Origin of the sequence: Amycolatopsis pithecellobii, assembly GCF_009707865.1 — a bacterium.
In the GTDB taxonomy this organism is placed as follows: domain Bacteria; phylum Actinomycetota; class Actinomycetes; order Mycobacteriales; family Pseudonocardiaceae; genus Amycolatopsis_E; species Amycolatopsis_E pithecellobii.
This window is the reverse complement of the sequence record NZ_WMBA01000009.1, coordinates 12,053-28,189: the sequence shown is the minus strand read 5'-3', so window position 1 is coordinate 28,189 and position 16,137 is coordinate 12,053. Positions and strand designations below refer to the sequence as shown.

16 protein-coding genes are annotated in these 16,137 nt (G+C 65.8%); all 16 read right to left on the bottom strand.

Annotation, left to right across the window (positions count from 1 at the left end):
* Nucleotides 1–34: 34 nt before the first annotated feature.
* Nucleotides 35–1,213, bottom strand: coding sequence for a cytochrome P450 (locus tag GKO32_RS08525; RefSeq protein ID WP_154756257.1), 1,179 nt, complete (start codon nt 1,211–1,213; stop codon nt 35–37).
* 3 nt (nt 1,214–1,216) lie between these two features.
* Nucleotides 1,217–2,371, bottom strand: a complete 1,155-nt coding sequence (locus tag GKO32_RS08520; RefSeq protein ID WP_154756256.1) for an NAD(P)/FAD-dependent oxidoreductase — start codon at nt 2,369–2,371, stop codon at nt 1,217–1,219.
* Entirely contained in the window at nt 2,368–2,562 is a 195-nt protein-coding gene (locus tag GKO32_RS08515; RefSeq protein ID WP_154756255.1) for a ferredoxin, read from the bottom strand. The genes GKO32_RS08520 and GKO32_RS08515 overlap by 4 nt, the downstream gene beginning before the upstream one ends.
* Nucleotides 2,562–3,233, bottom strand: coding sequence for a ThuA domain-containing protein (locus GKO32_RS08510; RefSeq protein ID WP_246243366.1), 672 nt, complete (start codon nt 3,231–3,233; stop codon nt 2,562–2,564). Before GKO32_RS08510 ends, GKO32_RS08515 begins: the two co-directional genes overlap by 1 nt.
* A 234-nt stretch (nt 3,234–3,467) precedes the next feature.
* The gene (locus GKO32_RS08505) at nt 3,468–4,343 is read right to left on the bottom strand and encodes a mycofactocin-coupled SDR family oxidoreductase (protein ID WP_154756253.1); all 876 of its coding nucleotides are present in this window, start codon (nt 4,341–4,343) and stop codon (nt 3,468–3,470) included.
* Nucleotides 4,344–4,412: 69 nt separating this feature from the next.
* Nucleotides 4,413–5,462, bottom strand: a complete 1,050-nt coding sequence (locus GKO32_RS08500) for an ABC transporter permease (protein ID WP_166459439.1) — start codon at nt 5,460–5,462, stop codon at nt 4,413–4,415.
* A 14-nt stretch (nt 5,463–5,476) separates the two neighbouring features.
* Nucleotides 5,477–7,087 (bottom strand): sugar ABC transporter ATP-binding protein, encoded by a 1,611-nt coding sequence (locus tag GKO32_RS08495; RefSeq protein WP_166459438.1) that lies wholly within the window; start codon nt 7,085–7,087, stop codon nt 5,477–5,479.
* Complete coding sequence (locus tag GKO32_RS08485; protein WP_154756250.1) at nt 7,084–8,214, bottom strand: sugar ABC transporter substrate-binding protein; 1,131 nt, start codon at nt 8,212–8,214, stop codon at nt 7,084–7,086. Before GKO32_RS08485 ends, GKO32_RS08495 begins: the two co-directional genes overlap by 4 nt.
* A gap of 69 nt (nt 8,215–8,283) precedes the next feature.
* Nucleotides 8,284–9,060: an SDR family NAD(P)-dependent oxidoreductase gene (locus tag GKO32_RS08480; protein WP_154756249.1), complete on the bottom strand. Its 777-nt coding sequence runs from the start codon at nt 9,058–9,060 to the stop codon at nt 8,284–8,286.
* A 12-nt stretch (nt 9,061–9,072) separates the two neighbouring features.
* Nucleotides 9,073–10,770 carry an FAD-dependent monooxygenase gene (locus tag GKO32_RS08475; RefSeq protein ID WP_154756248.1) on the bottom strand — a complete coding sequence of 566 codons (1,698 nt, stop codon included), beginning with the start codon at nt 10,768–10,770 and terminating at the stop codon, nt 9,073–9,075.
* Nucleotides 10,767–11,945 carry a thiolase family protein gene (locus tag GKO32_RS08470; RefSeq protein WP_312867676.1) on the bottom strand — a complete coding sequence of 393 codons (1,179 nt, stop codon included), beginning with the start codon at nt 11,943–11,945 and terminating at the stop codon, nt 10,767–10,769. The genes GKO32_RS08475 and GKO32_RS08470 overlap by 4 nt, the downstream gene beginning before the upstream one ends.
* Before the next feature lie 9 nt (nt 11,946–11,954).
* Nucleotides 11,955–12,563 carry a hypothetical protein gene (locus tag GKO32_RS08465; RefSeq protein ID WP_154756247.1) on the bottom strand — a complete coding sequence of 203 codons (609 nt, stop codon included), beginning with the start codon at nt 12,561–12,563 and terminating at the stop codon, nt 11,955–11,957.
* Between the two features lie 50 nt (nt 12,564–12,613).
* Entirely contained in the window at nt 12,614–13,456 is an 843-nt protein-coding gene (locus GKO32_RS08460) for a fumarylacetoacetate hydrolase family protein (protein ID WP_154756246.1), read from the bottom strand.
* A gap of 109 nt (nt 13,457–13,565) precedes the next feature.
* A complete protein-coding gene (locus GKO32_RS08455; protein WP_312867675.1) occupies nt 13,566–14,732 on the bottom strand; it encodes an acyl-CoA dehydrogenase family protein in 1,167 nt (388 codons plus the stop codon).
* Between the two features lie 7 nt (nt 14,733–14,739).
* The gene (locus tag GKO32_RS08450; protein WP_154756245.1) at nt 14,740–15,327 is read right to left on the bottom strand and encodes an HD domain-containing protein; all 588 of its coding nucleotides are present in this window, start codon (nt 15,325–15,327) and stop codon (nt 14,740–14,742) included.
* Nucleotides 15,320–16,123, bottom strand: a complete 804-nt coding sequence (locus GKO32_RS08445) for a class II aldolase/adducin family protein (protein WP_312867674.1) — start codon at nt 16,121–16,123, stop codon at nt 15,320–15,322. The genes GKO32_RS08450 and GKO32_RS08445 overlap by 8 nt, the downstream gene beginning before the upstream one ends.
* Between the last annotated feature and the right edge of the window lie 14 nt (nt 16,124–16,137).

The following is a 16,137-nucleotide window of genomic DNA, read 5'->3' as shown; positions in this document are numbered from 1 at the left end:
GCGGGCATTCCCGAAGGGCCGCATGCGCCTGGTATCAGCCGGCCTGGACGACGGTCGGCAACGATTTGAAGCCGCGGATCAGTTGGTTGATCCGCCGTTCCGGTGCCGAGACTTCGAAGCGGGCCACACGTTTCGCGAGGGACTGCAAAATCGCGTGTCCTTCGATGCGGGCCAGGGCCTGTCCGGCGCAGCCATGCACACCATGACCGAACGCGATGTGCTCAGCCGCGTTACGCCTGACATCGAACGTCGCGGGATTCTCCCACCGACGCTCATCACGATTAGCCGACGCGTACATCATCATCACCCTGGCACCCTCCGGCAGCCGCACACCCTCAACATCCACCTCACGCGTCGTCACACGCGTGAAGAACTGAACCGGCGACTCAACACGCAGAACCTCATTGAACGCATTAGCCACGATTTCCGGATTCTGCCGCACCAGATCCCACTGCCCCGGATTGTGGGCAAAATAGTAAACCGCGTTGCCAATCGCATTCACGGTCGTGTCAAGACCAGCAGTCAAATACGCCGACATCAACGGCAGGGTGGACTTCGCATCAATCCTGCCCTCATCAGCAGCCTGATAAATAGCCCAGCCCATACTGCCGGGAGCGAGCTGGTCCCTGGTCGCCCGGGTGATCAGATACTGGAACTGCTCCTCCAGCAACGCAAGCCCCCGTGCAGTCCGGGGACCTTCGGGCCCACTCGCGGAAAACGCCCCATCCGCCCAGCGCAGGATCTCGTCACGACCGTCCTGCGGTAACCCGATCAAATCCAACACGATGCCCAGCGGCAACGCCTGCGCCAGATCCGACACCGCATCAAACTCACCCGCCGCGACAACACCCTCGACCAACTCCTCCGCCCGCCGAGCCACAGTCTGCCCGACATCCCGAAGCTGCCGCGGCAACAACCGATGAGCCAGCACACTACGCAACGTGTCGTGCTCCGGCGGATCCGACGTCAGCAACCGGCCCTCCGTCGTCCCATTCGCAACCGGATTCAACGCAATCCCCTGCGCCGACGAATACGTCTCCCAATCACGCAACGCCGCCCGCACCGGCCCATACCGACCCATCGCCCACACCCCGAGCCGACTCAGAAACACCACCGGCCCCGCATCCCGAATCCGCCGATACAACGGCCACGGATCCAGCAACGCCCCATCACTGAACAGATCGATCTCAAGTGAAGCCACGGTCACGCTCATCCCTTAGATCAGGCCGGCACCGGCCAGCTGGTGCAGTTTGCGGACGGCGATGCGCCGGTTGATCGACGCCGCGGCCACCGCCCGGCCGTTCACCGTCCACTGAAGCAGGGCCTCCCGATCGAGCAGCCCACCGTCCACTTCGGACAACCGCGCACCGGTGGCAATTTCGCCGGCGATCTTCACTTCGAACCCGAACTGTTCGGTCCAGAAGTACGGACGGGGCCGGTAGGCCGGGGCCTCGGGCCCACGGACCAACGCCGCCGCGGCGACACGCGCTTGATCCAGCGCGTTCGCCCAGTGCGGTGTTCGCCGCAATTTTCCTTGCGCATCACCACGTGCGACGACGTCTCCGGCGGCGGCGATATCCGGGCGGACGAGGCATCGGCTGTCCACGGCAATTCCCGCCGCGGTGGCCAGGCCGGTTCCCTCGAGCCACTCGACATTCGGCAGGCACCCCACGGCGCTGACGACGAGATCGGCTTCAAATACCGTGCCCTGGGCGGTTCGCACGCCGGTGATCTGCTCACTGCCCAGCAGTTCGACCCCGCCAGGGCTACACCTGAGCTCGACACCACGTTCGCCGGCCGCGGTGCGGATGCGGAGCGCGAGGTCGGGGCCGAACTGACGTTCCAGATGCGGCTCCTGGTCGATGACCGTGACAGCGGCGCCGAGCTCACGGACGGAGGAAGCGATCTCCATGCCCAGGAAGCCGCCACCCACGATCAGGACCGAGCCGGCGGCGGGAACCCGATCCCGCAGCGCGATCGCGTCATCGAGCGTTCGAAGGACCATCTCGGCCGGGTTCGTGCTCAACCGGCGTGGTCGTTCTCCCGTCGCGAGCAGGACAGCGTCATACGGGATCTCGTCGCCGTCGGCAAGGTGCACGACCCGGCGGTCGATGTCGAGGCCGATGGCACGAGCTTCCTGGCGGAAGGTCACATCGGAGCCGTAATGAGGCAGCAGCACGGATTCCGGCGCTTCGACTCCCTTGAGGACGGCCTTCGACAACGGTGGCCGGGCGTACGGTGGCCAGCGTTCCTCGGTCACCACCGTGATCGAACCTTCATGACCCGCCTGGCGAAGCGCGTCGATTGCCGTCGCCCCGGCTACCGAGCCGCCGACAATCACGACGGATCGCGGCGCTGTGTGGTCGCTCATTGCTCCACGACTCGGAGTGCCGCCACCGGGCAAGCACGCGTCGCCGCTTCGGCGCTCGAAATATCCGACGGGCGCAACAGATCAGTCAGCAGCTCGACCTCACCGTCGTCGTCGAGACGGAGGAGAGAAGGCGCGGCCTGCTCACAGAATCCGTACCCTTCACATCGGTCCCTGTCGACTGTCAGCTTCATCAAATACTCGCTTCCGTGGTGTTTCGCGCGGCAGCTGCCGGCTCCGTTCCGCTGGGCACGCCTTCGATGAGCCAATTCTTCGCGCGATCGAGGATCAGCCCGAATTCCGGAGCGACCCAGGAACACCGGTGGGTCCCGTGCGGATGTGTGGGTGATCCGGCGTGTCCCAGGCTGCAGTAGAGAACCTGACCTGAGCCGATGTTGTGCAGGTAGGCGATGGGGGCCCCGGGCGCCGCAGCGCCGGCAACGGCCGGTGCGTCCACCTCGAGCAGGATTTCGAGACCAGGAGCCTCCTCGAGCAGATACAGCTCGTCCGAAGTCGTGAAATCCGGGACGCCGTGCATCAATTGCTCAGCGACTGAGTTGCGCGCTACTCGTACCCCGAAATCGCAGATGGGCGGATGACTCAGGAACTTCGATCCCACGGTGCCGAAGAATCGTTCATGCCCTGTCACAACCCGAACAGGGTCCACGTCGAAGAGGGCGTTGGTCGAGTGCAGGGCCAGCCAGCGGCCACCGCCGTCGACGAAGGCGTGCAACGCCCTCTCCTCCTCGGGCGTCGGCCGCACGTCACACGTATACGACACGAGCCGCTGGGTGCGACGGAGGGCATCGACATCCGAGAAATCGGACCGGATGTCAATTCGGAGGTCACGGCCCGCGCAGACCAGCCGGATCAGTTCCGGGCGGACGAAATCGTAATCATGGCTGTGATTACCGCCGACGACCAGAAGTACGTCGAGCGGCGGAAGAACACGCGGCTCGGCGCCGTGTTCGTGCTGGGAGCTGCTGTTTTCGCTTGACAAGGTGTTCCCTCTCGCCAGCTATCTGGCACCGACTATATGACTGGCGCGCGCCTTATTTCAAGTCTTTGACAGATCTTCGACAACAGAACTTTTCTTCGACTACGCCAGACCGTCGGCATAGGACGCACTGTTCTCGTTCGTCTTCGGCAGCAATAGGTGTCCCCGGTCGACAGGCAGTGCAATGCCGGTCACCGATCGAGCCAGATCCGAACTGAGGAACAGGACCGCTCCGGAGATGTCCCCGGGCGCCATCACGTCGGCCGGCGCGAGCGCGTGATAGCGCGCCCCCGCCTTGCGCAGGTCGAGGTGGGTCCCACCGCTCTCCTTGCCGCTGAGCCAGTTGTACATCTCGGGCCAGTTCAGCATCCCGGTGTCCACGGCCCCCGGGCACACCGCATTGCAGCGAACCCCGTACGGAGCAACCTCGACCGCGATGGACCGGCACAGGCCGAGGATGCCGTGCTTGGCCGACGTGTAATGCCCGGTGCCCGAGCCCGGCTCCAGCGCGTTCACCGACGCGATCAGCACGAGTGATCCACCGCGGCGCTCGATCATGTGCGGCAGCACCGCCTTGGCCGTGCGCCACACTCCGCTCAGGTTGATGTCGATCATCTGCGTCCACTGCTGCTCGCTCATCTCCCAGATCGGTGCCACCGAGAAGACGCCGGCGTTCGCGACGCAGATGTCGATAGCCCCGAACCGGGCCAGACCGGCGTCCACCGCGGCGGCGAGCGAGGCTTGGTCACGGACGTCGGCCAGTACCGTGACGATCGAGCCGCCGGCCGTCTCCACCTCTTCCGCGGTCCGGGCAAGATCTTGTTCGGTGGCCAGGGCATACGGCACGCTCTCGACCCCCTCGCCAATGTCGACCGCAACGATGCGGGCACCCTCGCTCGCCAGCGCGAGCGCGTGAGCGCGGCCCTGACCGCGCCCGGCACCGGTGATCAGTGCGGTCTTCCCGTCCAGCAGACCCATGCCTGATCCCTTCGTCGTGACCAGCGCACACCGCGGCTCTTGTCGCCTCGCGCGCGACCTGAGTCCGCTTTACGCCGACTTCCTGCGCCGCTGGGTGACGACCGCGAATCCGACCGCGATGATCAGTGCGACCCCGGTGAACATGTCCCCGACCCAGCCTTGTCCGCCGAGCAGTTGCAGACCTGTCGCGCCGGTTCCCAGGAGAAACAGCGCCAGCACCATGCCCCAGACGTTGAATCGCCCTGGCTTGAGCTGGGTCGCGCTCAAGAAACACGCGGCGTACGCGGGTAGCAGATACTCCGGGCCGATGGTCGGCGATATCGTCCCGACCTTGCCCGCGACCAGGATCCCGGCGAAGCCGGCAAGAGTGGCGCACGCGATCAGGCCGATCGCCTGATGCCGGCCGGTCGCAATGCCGACGAGACGTGCAGCCGCTTTGTTGGCACCGGTCGCCGCTGACCGGCGTCCGGCAGCGGTGTGCTCCAGCACCATCCAGCAGATGATCGCGCACGCGATGGCGTAGTAGTCGTATCCGGACAACCCCCACTGCTGCCAATTGGTGAAATCCTGCAGGGCTTTCGGCAGCGGCCCGATGTAATGCTGATCGGAGACGATCTGGGTAATGGCGAACAACACCGAACTCATGCCCAGGGTGACGATGAAGCTGTCTATTCCGATGACCACCACCAGGATCGCGTTCACGGCACCGACGGCCGCGCCGATCAGCAGGGTGAGCACGATCGCGATTCCCGGGCTCAGGTGCGCGTTGACACTGAACCAACCGAGAAAAACGGCTGACATCCCGAGGTTCTGTCCCACGGACAGGTCGAAGCATCCGCTCGTGAGGGCGATCAGCGCGCCCGTGGCCACGATGACGGTGACCGCCTGATTGCCGATGATTCCCTGCACCGTCGTCTGGGTCAGAAACGTTTCCGGAATTTCGATGGCGAAGAAGACGATGACCGCGACCCATAGGTACAGACCACTGAGCCGGCCGACTTGGGTATACCTTGCGATCCGCCGAAATACGGGTGTTCCGGCCGCGGGGGTGCCACCGGCCGGGTCAACCGGGCCGGGGCTCGCGTCACGCCGCTCGCCGGCAGATTTCGTTGCTGACATGGATTTGTTCACTCTCAACCCCGCCCAGGATTCGAATCGCCGGCCTGATCGCCGTCGGCCGGCAGGCCCGAACATTCACGGAACAGCTGCTCGTGCGTGACCCCGGCGCCGGGATCGAGAGTGGTCGCGATCTTTCCCTCGCGGAAGACGACGATCCGGTCGCAGATTTCCAGCAGCTCCGTGTGGTCCGACGAGGCAACCACGATGCCCACGCCGCGATCGGCCGCATCGCGCAATAGCGTGTAGATCCGGTCCTTGCCCGCCACGTCGACACCAATGGTCGGCTCGTCGAGCAGAAGTACGCGACAGCCGCGGCGGAGCCACCGGCCGAGCACCACTCGCTGGCGGTTCCCGCCGCTCAGCTCGACGATTTTCCGCTTCGGATCAAGGGGCACCACTTCGAGCCGGCGCAGCCACTCGAGGGTGCTCCGGCGCTCGAACCGCCGGTCCAGCGCCAGACGCCGGGTAGGAATCCGGGCCAGGGTCAGATTCTCGGCAAGCGTCCAATCGGGTATCGTCGCCAGGCGATCCCGATCGCTCGGGACATACCCGACGCCGGCCTGCACCGCATTCCGGCAGTGATCGCCTTTCAGCGCCTCGCCGTACACCTCGACTCTTCCGGCCTGCCGGGACGTCATGCCGAAAACGCACGCCAGCGCCTCGTCGTAGCCGGACCCCACGAGGCCGGTGAGCCCGAGGATCTCACCTCGTGCGAGATCGAAGCCGACGTCGTTCACCCGGCCGCCGCGCAACCCTCCCACGGAAAGTGCGGGCGGGCCGTTCGAGGGCACGGCAGCGGCGGAGTCGTCCGGTCGACTTACCTGCGCCGGTTTGCCGACGAGGCGGGCATGCTCTTGCGCGCCAAGGATTGCTGCCGTGACGCCCGCGTCGTCGGTCTCGTCCGTGCGCGACTCCATGACGGTGCGGCCGTCGCGGAGGATCGTGATGCGCTGCGAGATATCGAACACTTCTTCCATCCGGTGCGTCACGTACAGGATGGCCAACCCCTTGGCACGCAACGCCCTCAGCGCATCGAGCAGATGGGAGACCTCCGCCGGTGGAAGCGAAGCGGTCGGCTCGTCGAGTACCAGCATTCCCCTGCCGGGCGGTAGATCCGCGATGGCCCGCACGATCGCGATCAGGCTCTGCTGCGCGCGGCTGAGCTCTTGGACGGGCCGGGTCACGTCGAGCTCGACCCCGTGTTCCCTGAGCACGTTGCTCGCCCGGCTTTGTAAAGCCCGCTGGGAAAGCCAGAGCCGGGGCCGGCGAGCGTTGATCTCGAGGTTTTCGGCCGCGCTCATCGAACCGATCAGTCCGAGATCCTGGTGAACGAACCTGAAGTGGGCGTGTCCGATGGCGCGCAGAGAACCGTCCAGCTCGGTTCCCTCGATATCGATCCGGAACCCGGGATCCGGCGTATAGACGCCGGCCAGGATCTTGATGAGGGTCGATTTACCGCATCCGTTCTGCCCCAGGAGAGCATGAACTTCGCCGGCTTCGAGGCGCAGTGACGCCCCGTCCAGAGCTCGCTGACCACCGAAGGTCTTGCTCAAGTGGTGCACGCGCAGGAATGGCACGGATTCTTTCCGGATGCGCTCGCCCGGACTCGCCGCCGGCGCGCTCACGATACGCCCCACGCCGCATAAAAGGCGTCCGGAACACCCGGGGTCGGCTGCGGTCCCGCGGTCTGGGTGATGTTGCTGCTGACCATGATCTGGTGCCAGCCAACGGGATCGACGTCCGCCGGCTTGTCGCCCAGCGAAAGGCGGGCGATGGCGTCGACGGCACGGTAGCCCGACGCCTCCACCTCTTCGGCGACGGCCGCGAACTGCTCCCCCGACTTGATCTGAGCCAGATCGCCACCCTGAGGTGCCCGGCTCACGATCTTCACCGTTTTGTCCAGGCCGACCGAGCGAAGAGCCTGTGGCACGCCCGCACTGAAATCGGCCAGGGACATCACCACATACTTGACGTCCGGATGCCGCTGCAGATAACTGAGAACCTGGCCCGGCACCGCCTGACCCACGCCCGTAATGGCTACGTCCAGCGTAGCTATCTGGACCCCGGCGGGTGTGGCGGTCGAAGTGAACCCGTTCTTGACGGGAGTGAGCGTGTTGGACAGCGACGGGTCCCAGACAAAGAGCGCCTTCGTCGAACCACCCGCATCGGCGGCAACCACATTGCCCATCAACTCGCCACTGCGGGTCAGTTCGGGAGCGCCCGATACGGCGTAGCTGGCGCCGGACGCGGCCAATGACGGTGCGTTGTACGACATCGCCACCAGCTCGATATTCCGCCGGCGCGCTTCGGCTATCTGGCCGGCGACCACATCCGAGGGGAATTCCGCGACGTAGGCGATCGCCGTCGGGTTTTGTTGCAGGACGGCATTCCAGCCCGCGATGTAGGACGCCGGGGTGACCTGGACTTGCGTCTGATAAACCGACCAGCCGAGCTTTTGCGCGGCGGCCACGGCGGGATCGGTACTCGACCGGCATACCGGAACCACGCACGTGAGCACCGCGAGACGCACGTTGGACGGAGCGGGTTTCGACAGCTTCGGGACCTCGATCGGTGGCTGCGGCTTCTCGTAGCCGGCGACCGTCGCGACAGCGTCGTCGACGGCAGCTTGCTGGGCACCGTTGGCCACCTTTGCCCCGGTCTGTGTGCCGCTGCCCGCGGTCCCGCATGCGGCGACCGGACCGGCCGCGACCAGCAGGATCAGGGCTACGAGTGACCGGCGAAATTTACGCATTTCGCGCTCCTTTTCCAGGGCCACGCTGCCCTGTCAATGGGTGAAGCTGCTGTTTATCTGACCCCGCACTTACGCCGAGGTGTGTCCGCCGTCCACGACCAGCGCATGTCCGGTGACATAGCTCGATGCCTCCGAGCACAGAAAGTAGATCGCCCGTGCGACGTCGATCGGGTCGCCGATGCGGCGCAACGGAATCGCCGACTCGACTCGGGCGCGAAACTCGTCCGACGCGAAGATGGCTTCGTTCATGGACGTCCGGATGGCTCCCGGCAGGACGGCGTTGACGCGCACCCCGTCCGCCGCCAGTTCGATCGCCAGCTGCTTGCTCAGTGCTGCCACGCCGCCTTTGCCGGCGGCGTACACCGAGCGGCCCGGCATCCCGATCAAGGCGTGGATCGACGACACGTTCACGATCGAGGCGGACCGGCTGCGGCGAAGAGCCGGCAGCAGGGCGGCACTGGTCATTCCGACCGCACGCACGTTGATGCCGAGAGCCTCGTCCCAGTCGCCGGCGCTGTAGCTCTCGATCGGGCCCGCGGGCAGGACGCCCGCGTTGTTGACGAGAAAGTCGAGCCGGTCACCGACGAGCGCCGCAACCCGGGCGCCAAGGTCCTCGAACGCATCGCGGGAGCCGATGTCGGTTATCAGGGGCGCAACGGCGCCCCTGGCGTCCGCCAGCTCGTCCTTCAGCGCATCGAGGTCACTACCGGTTCGAGCCACCACGACGACCGTGGCGCCGCCGCGAACCAGGACCTCGGTGGTGGTCCGGCCGATGCCCCGGCTCGCCCCCGTGACCACCCCGATTTTGCCGGCCATGTCTGCCGCGGCCGCGAAGTCTGAGGTCATAGGTTCATCCGTTCACGAGTTCGTGGAGTGGGGCGACGACCAGCCGGTGGCCACAGCCAGGACAGCGGCCGCATCGACGGCCGCGGGGTCCCCGCGCCAGGCGACGTGCTGGTCCGGCCGGACCAGCACAGCCGCCGCGTCGAGGATCTTGGCCTCCGGCTCGTGACCGAGGTCGAGGATCGCCAGCGGAATGCCGGCGTGTCGAGCAGCGTCGGCGAACGCCTCCACGTCAGCGTCGCCGGTCGTCGTGAGCAGGGTGAAGCCGATTCCGAGGCGGTCGAACAGCGCGTGGCCGTCGGCGAGCCAGAAGTGGGGAAGGCGAGCGCCCGGACGGGCTGTCGGGAGGTAGACGTTCGGATCGTCCGGCGTGTCCGGGGATCCGTCGGGAACGGTGATCGGCGAATTGGTGTACCGCACGCCGAGCTGGATCCCCGGGATGTCGTATTCGAACCGAGCGTGGGCCAGCAGTTTCTCCCGGAGCTCCGCGCGCGCCTGGTCGCCGGCCGCACCCGGATCGTCGATGTTCGCCGGGACGGGCATGCCGCCGATGCTGTCGGCCACCTCGGTGGAGAACCGCATCGTGCGTTCCGCCATGGGGCGCCGCTCGGACTCGTAGGTGTCGAGCAGGCCGGGGCTGCCCCAGCCTTGCTGAACGGCCGCGAGCTTCCACGCCAGGTTCGCCACGTCGTCGACGCCGGTGTTGTAGCCCATGCCGCCGGTCGGGGTGAAGATGTGCGCCGCGTCGCCGACAAGGATGACCCGTCCGGACCGGTACCGCTCGGCGATGAGGTGGTTGCCGGCGGTCCATTTGGTGGCGGAGATCAGCTCGACTTCGGTGTCCCGCCCGAAGGCACGAGTCACCCTGGCGAGGGCCTCCTCGGGCTCGATTTCCTCACCGGGCGCCAGCTGGACATGCCCCGAGAACGTGTCGATGCCATTGATGGCCGTGAGGATGGAACGCCGGCCCTCGGCGAGGCTCCAGTGCTGCCAGGTGCGATGGGGCTGGATGTCGCGCCAGAAATGCGGCGCGCGAAGGTAGATGCTGTACATCTGGCCACCGAGAAAGTCCCGCACGACACCGGCCTTGCCGGTCAGGGAAACGCCCAGGTGTCGGCGGACCATACTGCGTGGCCCGTCACAGCCGAGCAGCCAGTTGCCGCGGACCCTCGACTGTTCCCCGGTCCTCGTGTCCTCGACGACCGCCGATACCTGCTCGCCGACGACTTCGATGTCCACGCAGCGACGATCGAAGCGGACGTCGACCGACCGCTGCGCTCGGGCGTGCTCGGCGAGGATGGGCTCCAGGAACAGCTGCGAGGCCCGATGCGGAAGTTCGGGCGTGTGCCAGGACCGAAGGCTTTCGTGCGAGTCGGCGATGGCCACGGCCTCGGCTCGGCTCGGTTGCCGGAACCGGGCGATCTCGGACCCGCCGAACGTGGTGAAGTACGTGACGTCGGTCGGGTAATCCGCCGGGAGCCCGGTCTCGCGGAACTCGGCGGCGAAGCCGAGGCGCCGGTAGTGCTCCATGGTGCGCGAAGCATTGGCGTTGGCCTGCGGATGAGTGGCGGGACCTTGCTTGTCGTCGATCACCAGGCAGCGCAGGCCCCAGCGACCCAGCTCGATCGCGCTCAGCAAGCCACTGGCACCGCCACCGACGATCAGTACGTCGTACTGCCCGGCCGGCTCGGGCCGGGAATCGATATCGCTCACAACACCCCCTCGGCCAATTCGACGAGCGTCGCGTTGGCGGTGCCACCGCCCTCGCACATCGTCTGCAGTCCATACCGGATTCCCTGATCCCGCATGCGGTGCAGCATCTTGGTCAGCAGGATCGCACCGGACCCGCCAAGCGGATGCCCCATGGCGATCGCGCCGCCCTGCGGATTGACCCGTTTGTCATCCACGCCCAGTTCGGCCATCCATGCCATCGGGACGGGCGCGAACGCTTCGTTCACCTCGAACGTGCCGATCTCGTCGAGGGCAACGCCGGCCCTCGTCAGCAGCTTCCGCGTTGCCGGGATGGGTCCGGTGAGCATCATGACCGGATCCGACCCGGCCACGGCGCCTGCGACGTAGCGGGCGATCGGCCGCAGGCCCAGGGATCGTGCCTTCTCCCCCGACGCGATCAGCACGGCCGCGGAGCCGTCCGATATCTGCGACGCGTTGCCGGCATGGATCACCCCGTCGGCACGGAAGGACGGCCTGAGCTTGCTCAGCGTGTCCGGTGACGTGCCGCGGCGCAGTCCTTCGTCGACCAGAGCACCGGGCGCCTCGGGGATCGGCACGATCTGACCGTCGAAGGCCCCCGTATCGACGGCCGCGGCCATTCGCGCATGGGACTCACTCGCCAGCTCGTCCAGCTGCGCGCGGTCGAATCCCCAGCGTCGCGCGATCAGCTCCGCCCCGAACCCCTGGTTGAAGTCACCGGCCGGGAATTCCGCCTCCGCCAGCTGTTCGGCGTAACGGCGCCGGGCACGGTCACCGTACGGCCGTCCCCCCTGCGCACTGGCGCCCAAGGGAACCCGTGACATCGACTCGACACCACCGGCGACAATGAGATCGTAGAGTCCGGCCTTGACCATGCCGGCGGCGAAGTCGATCGCTTGCTGGCTCGAACCGCACGCCCGGTTGACCGTGGTGCCGGGAACCGATTCGGGCCAGCCGGCCGCGAGCACGGCGTACCGGCCGATCTGCGCGGCCTGGTCGCCCGACTGGTTGACACAGCCCCACACGACGTCGTCGATCTCGCCCGGATCGACACCTACGCGCTCGATCAGCGCCTGCAGGACGTACCCCGACAAGTCCGCCGGGTGGACCTCGGACAGTATGCCGTTACGCCGTCCGACGGGGCTCCGGACAGCGTCGACGATGAATGCTTCGGGCACGATCGGCTCTCATTCCGCCGGCTGGCTGAAGCGGAACAGGTGAAGGCATCCCTCGGGATTTCCCTTGGTCAGGCAGCGCGGATTCTCCATCCGCAGCTGGGGATCGACCTGCTGGTAGCCCTCGACGATGCTCGCTTCCATCGCGGCGACGATGCGGTTCGGCGTGCCGCGCTCGCCACTGAAGTACAGGCAGTCCGAACGCTCGACCGTGACCGAGTCGTCTCCGTAGGTCGCCCACAGCGCGGTCGCGTGCCTGGGTCCGCGAACAGCGTGCATGTAGTCCTGATAGGCACAGAACACTTCCGGGCTGGAGGTCAGCCCCCGGTTGCGCAGATACTTCGAGTAATTCTCGCGCCCGTACCGATGCCCAACCTGGACCGCGGCGGCGATCGCCGCCTCCTCGCCGGCGATTTCGGCCACCGACTCGAGGATGCCGGTCACGAACGAGCTGAGCGCTTCACCGACCGCGAAGGTGAGCAGTCCTTCGGTCTCGACAAGCTGCTCGATCGATGCCGTCGCGTCGCGGACGGCATTCTTCTGCTCGTCGGTGAGGTCCCTGCCGGGGTACCGCGCCGACAGTTCATCCGAGGCATGCGCCGCCCTGACTTCCGAGGTCACGATTCCCTGCTCCTTTGCCGGTATCGATGATGCGATTTCGGTCCGCCCGATCAGGCCTGCTTGAAACGCTGGCGGATGGTGCCGAGCCCTTCGACCGAGCTCTCCAGCACGTCGCCGGCCGCGATGAAGCGCGGCGGATTCCGCGCGATTCCGACACCCGACGGTGTTCCGGTGAAGATGACGTCGCCCGGATGCAGGGTCAGTACCGATGACAGATGCGCGATGAGAGCCGGCACGTCGAAGATCATCTGGGAGGTGCGGCCCGACTGGACCTCCTCGCCGTTGATGGTGCACGACAAGGCCAGATCCGCCGGGTCGGCCACCTCGTCGAGGGTGACCAGGTAAGGCCCCATCGGCGAGAAACCTTCGTACGATTTTCCGAGACTGAACTGTGCGACCGGGCCGACCAACTGCCGCTTGCGCTCTGAAATGTCCTGGCCGACCGTGAACCCGGCGACGTACTTCCACGCATCCTCGGGCGCGACATGCCGTGCCGCGGCGCCGATGACGACCACCAGTTCGACTTCCCAGTCCACATTGCCCTCCGGCGGCAGAGTCACCGTGATATCCGGCCCGGCGATGGAGGCGGGAAACTTCGTGAACACCGCCGGCAGCTCGGGCGCGGCGGTTTCGGCTTCAGCCGCGTGCGCGCGATAGTTCAGGCCAATGGCGAACACCTGCCGGGGGTTGGGCACGGGAGACCCCAGGTCCTGCGCCGTCCATGGCTTCCCCGCTCCGAGCTCGGCGGAGGCGGCCCATTCCCGGAACTCGTGCCACTGCGACAGGACTCCGAGCGGGTCGGGACCGAAGCGGCCACCGCTGGCCTCGGCCACGTCGACAATCCCGTCCTCGACGGCGATTCCGAACCGGTTGTTGAGATTGACCAAACGCATGGCTCTCCATTTCGTTGTCCCCGGCACGGGTGCCCAGAACCACCGGCCCACAAGGACACTAACCCATCGATGTCGAATTACACAAGAATTTTCGAAATTGCAGGCCGACTCAGTAGGACTTCGGCAGGCCGAGAACGTGGGTGGAGACGAAGTTGAGCACCATCTCCTGGCTGACCGGGGCGAGCCGCAGGATGCGGGCTTCCCGGAAGTAGCGTTCGACGTGATATTCCTTGGCGTAGCCCATGCCGCCGAGGGTTTGGATCGCCCGGTCGGCAGCCGCGAACCCCGCGTCGGCACACAACCACTTCGCCATGTTGGCCTCGCGGCCACAGGAGAGGCCGTTGTCGTAACACCAGGCGGCTTTGCGGGCCATCAGTTCGGCCGCGTCCAGGCGGGTGGCCGCCTCGGCCAGCGGGAAGGCGATGCCCTGGTTCTGACCGATCGGACGATCGAACACGACGCGCTCCTTCGCGTACCGGACGGCTCGCTCGATCGCCGCCCGGCCGATTCCCAGCGCCTCGTGGGCGAGCAGGATCCGCTCCGGATTCAGGCCGTCGAGCAGATACCGGAAACCCTCGCCCTCCTCGCCGATACGAGCCGACTCCGGAACGAAATAGTCGTCGATGAAAACCTCGTAGGAGGCGACCGCGTTACGGCCCATCTTCGGAATCGCCTGCAGCTGAACATGGTCGGGATCGATGTCGATCAGGAACAACGACATGCCATCGGTCGGCCTGGCGACTTCCTCTCGCCGCGTTGTCCTGGCGATGAGCACCATCTTCTGGGAGTCACCGGCCTTGGTGATCCACACCTTCCGCCCGCTGATGACGTAGCCACCCGTGGTGCGGCGGGCAAAAGTGGACACTCGCGTGGTGTCCGTTCCCGCGTCCGGTTCGGTGACGCCGAAACAAACATGCAGCGACCCGTCCGCGGCGGCGGGCAGGACTTCCTCGCGCAATTGCTCGCTGCCGTGTTTGACGATCGTGTTGAGCCCGAAGATCGTCAGGTGCATCGTCGAGCACCCGTTCATACCGGCGCCGGAGGCGGCGACCTCCTGCAGCAGCAACGCCGCTTCGAAGATGCCCTGCCCGCCCCCGCCGTACTTTTCCGGGATCGCGATCCCCAGCCAGCCACCTCGGGCGAACGCATTGTAGAAATCCCAGGGAAACTGATGCTTGTCGTCACACTCGGCCCAGTACTCGTCGCTGAAACTGCGCGCGAGTTTTCGTGCACCGTCGCGGACCAGACGCTGGTCGTCATCGAGCTGGAAATCCACCGTGCTCCTATGGTCGGGAATTTCGCGAAGGGAGCGGCGCGAGCAGCGATCGGACCAGCGGCTCGAAATGCTCCAGCGGCGAGCTGCGGTAGTCGCCGTCGAAAGACGGATCGTCGTACTTGGCGCAGAACTCTTCGGTGTACTCGAAGTACGGAGAATCCCGGAACCGCTCGCGGTGATGGGGATCGAGCCCGATGTGCTGCCAGAAGTAATAGCCCTGGAAAATACCGTGGTGGCTGACCATCCAGTGGTTGGCCTTCGACACGAACGGTTTGAGAATTCCCGCGGCGATGGCCGGATGATTCAGGGGTGCGAGGTTGTCCCCGATATCGTGCAAGAGAGCACACAGGATGTATTCCTCGTCCCGCCCGTCACGCTCGGCCCGCGTTGCCGTCTGCAGCGAGTGTTCCAGCCGATTCACCGGAAAACCACCGTCATCGTGAGCCAGCAAGCGAAGCTGAGCCAGGACGTTGTCCGCCACCAGGCTTTGGGTGATGTCGAACTGACGCATGATGATCGACCAGTCCTCAGCGGTCGAGTCATGGATCGACGTGAAATGGGTGCGGGGTTGCCCGTCGCCGTGACCGCTATTCATCGAGGAGCTCCGGCTGCACCGACACAATCCAGTCATATAAGGGTTGGAAGGATCGCCAGCCCATTTTCTCGCTCCCCACCTGTTCCGAAGTCACTTGCGCCATCTTGTCTTCGATCAGGCGATATCCGCCCGCGGCCATCGCCAGCACCTGAACCTGACAGCTGCGCTCAAGCGTGATGAACCACCACGCCGCTTCGTCCACCGTCCTGCCGACCGTGAGCAACCCATGGTTCCGCAGGATCACCGCCTTACGCGACCCGAGCGCCTCCGCGATACGGCGTCCCTCTTCGGTGTCAAGGACGACTCCGGTGTAGTCGGCGAACACCGCATGGTCCTCATAGAAGGCGCAGGCATCCTGCGTGAGCGGCAACAGCTCGACGCCGAGCGCCGACAATGTCTTGCCATACACCGAATGACTGTGGGCCGCGGCGACCACATCGGGACGGGCGTCGTGCACGGCGGAGTGGATACAGAACGCCGCCCGGTTGACCGGCCACGATCCTTCCACCACCTCACCGTGGCTGTTCACCAGAATCAGGTCACCGACCCGGATCTGCTTGAAACTCATCCCGAATGGATTGACCCAGAAATGATCGGTGTACTCCGGGTCCCGGGCCGTGATGTGCCCGGCGACGCCTTCGTCGAAACCGAAGTGGCCGAACAACCGGAATGCCGCCGCCAACCGCTGTTTCCGGTATCGGCGTTCTTCCGCCGGCGTCGTGAAGGTGGGCCGTGCCGCCCGTTCCCTTGCCGCGAACATGGAGCCACGGTAGCCACCGCGATCGAGCTTCGTCAAGATTTTCAACTTTC

Excerpts from the sequence above, each read along its gene's own strand:
- GKO32_RS08450 (WP_154756245.1), bottom strand. The coding sequence starts at position 15,327 with ATGAATAGCGGTCACGGCGACGGGCAACCCCGCACCCATTTCACGTCG.
- GKO32_RS08525 (WP_154756257.1), bottom strand. The coding sequence starts at position 1,213 with ATGAGCGTGACCGTGGCTTCACTTGAGATCGATCTGTTCAGTGATGGG.
- GKO32_RS08520 (WP_154756256.1), bottom strand. The coding sequence starts at position 2,371 with ATGAGCGACCACACAGCGCCGCGATCCGTCGTGATTGTCGGCGGCTCG.
- GKO32_RS08480 (WP_154756249.1), bottom strand. The coding sequence starts at position 9,060 with ATGACCTCAGACTTCGCGGCCGCGGCAGACATGGCCGGCAAAATCGGG.
- GKO32_RS08515 (WP_154756255.1), bottom strand. The coding sequence starts at position 2,562 with ATGAAGCTGACAGTCGACAGGGACCGATGTGAAGGGTACGGATTCTGT.
- GKO32_RS08460 (WP_154756246.1), bottom strand. The coding sequence starts at position 13,456 with ATGCGTTTGGTCAATCTCAACAACCGGTTCGGAATCGCCGTCGAGGAC.
- GKO32_RS08505 (WP_154756253.1), bottom strand. The coding sequence starts at position 4,343 with ATGGGTCTGCTGGACGGGAAGACCGCACTGATCACCGGTGCCGGGCGC.
- GKO32_RS08485 (WP_154756250.1), bottom strand. The coding sequence starts at position 8,214 with ATGCGTAAATTTCGCCGGTCACTCGTAGCCCTGATCCTGCTGGTCGCG.
- GKO32_RS08500 (WP_166459439.1), bottom strand. The coding sequence starts at position 5,462 with ATGTCAGCAACGAAATCTGCCGGCGAGCGGCGTGACGCGAGCCCCGGC.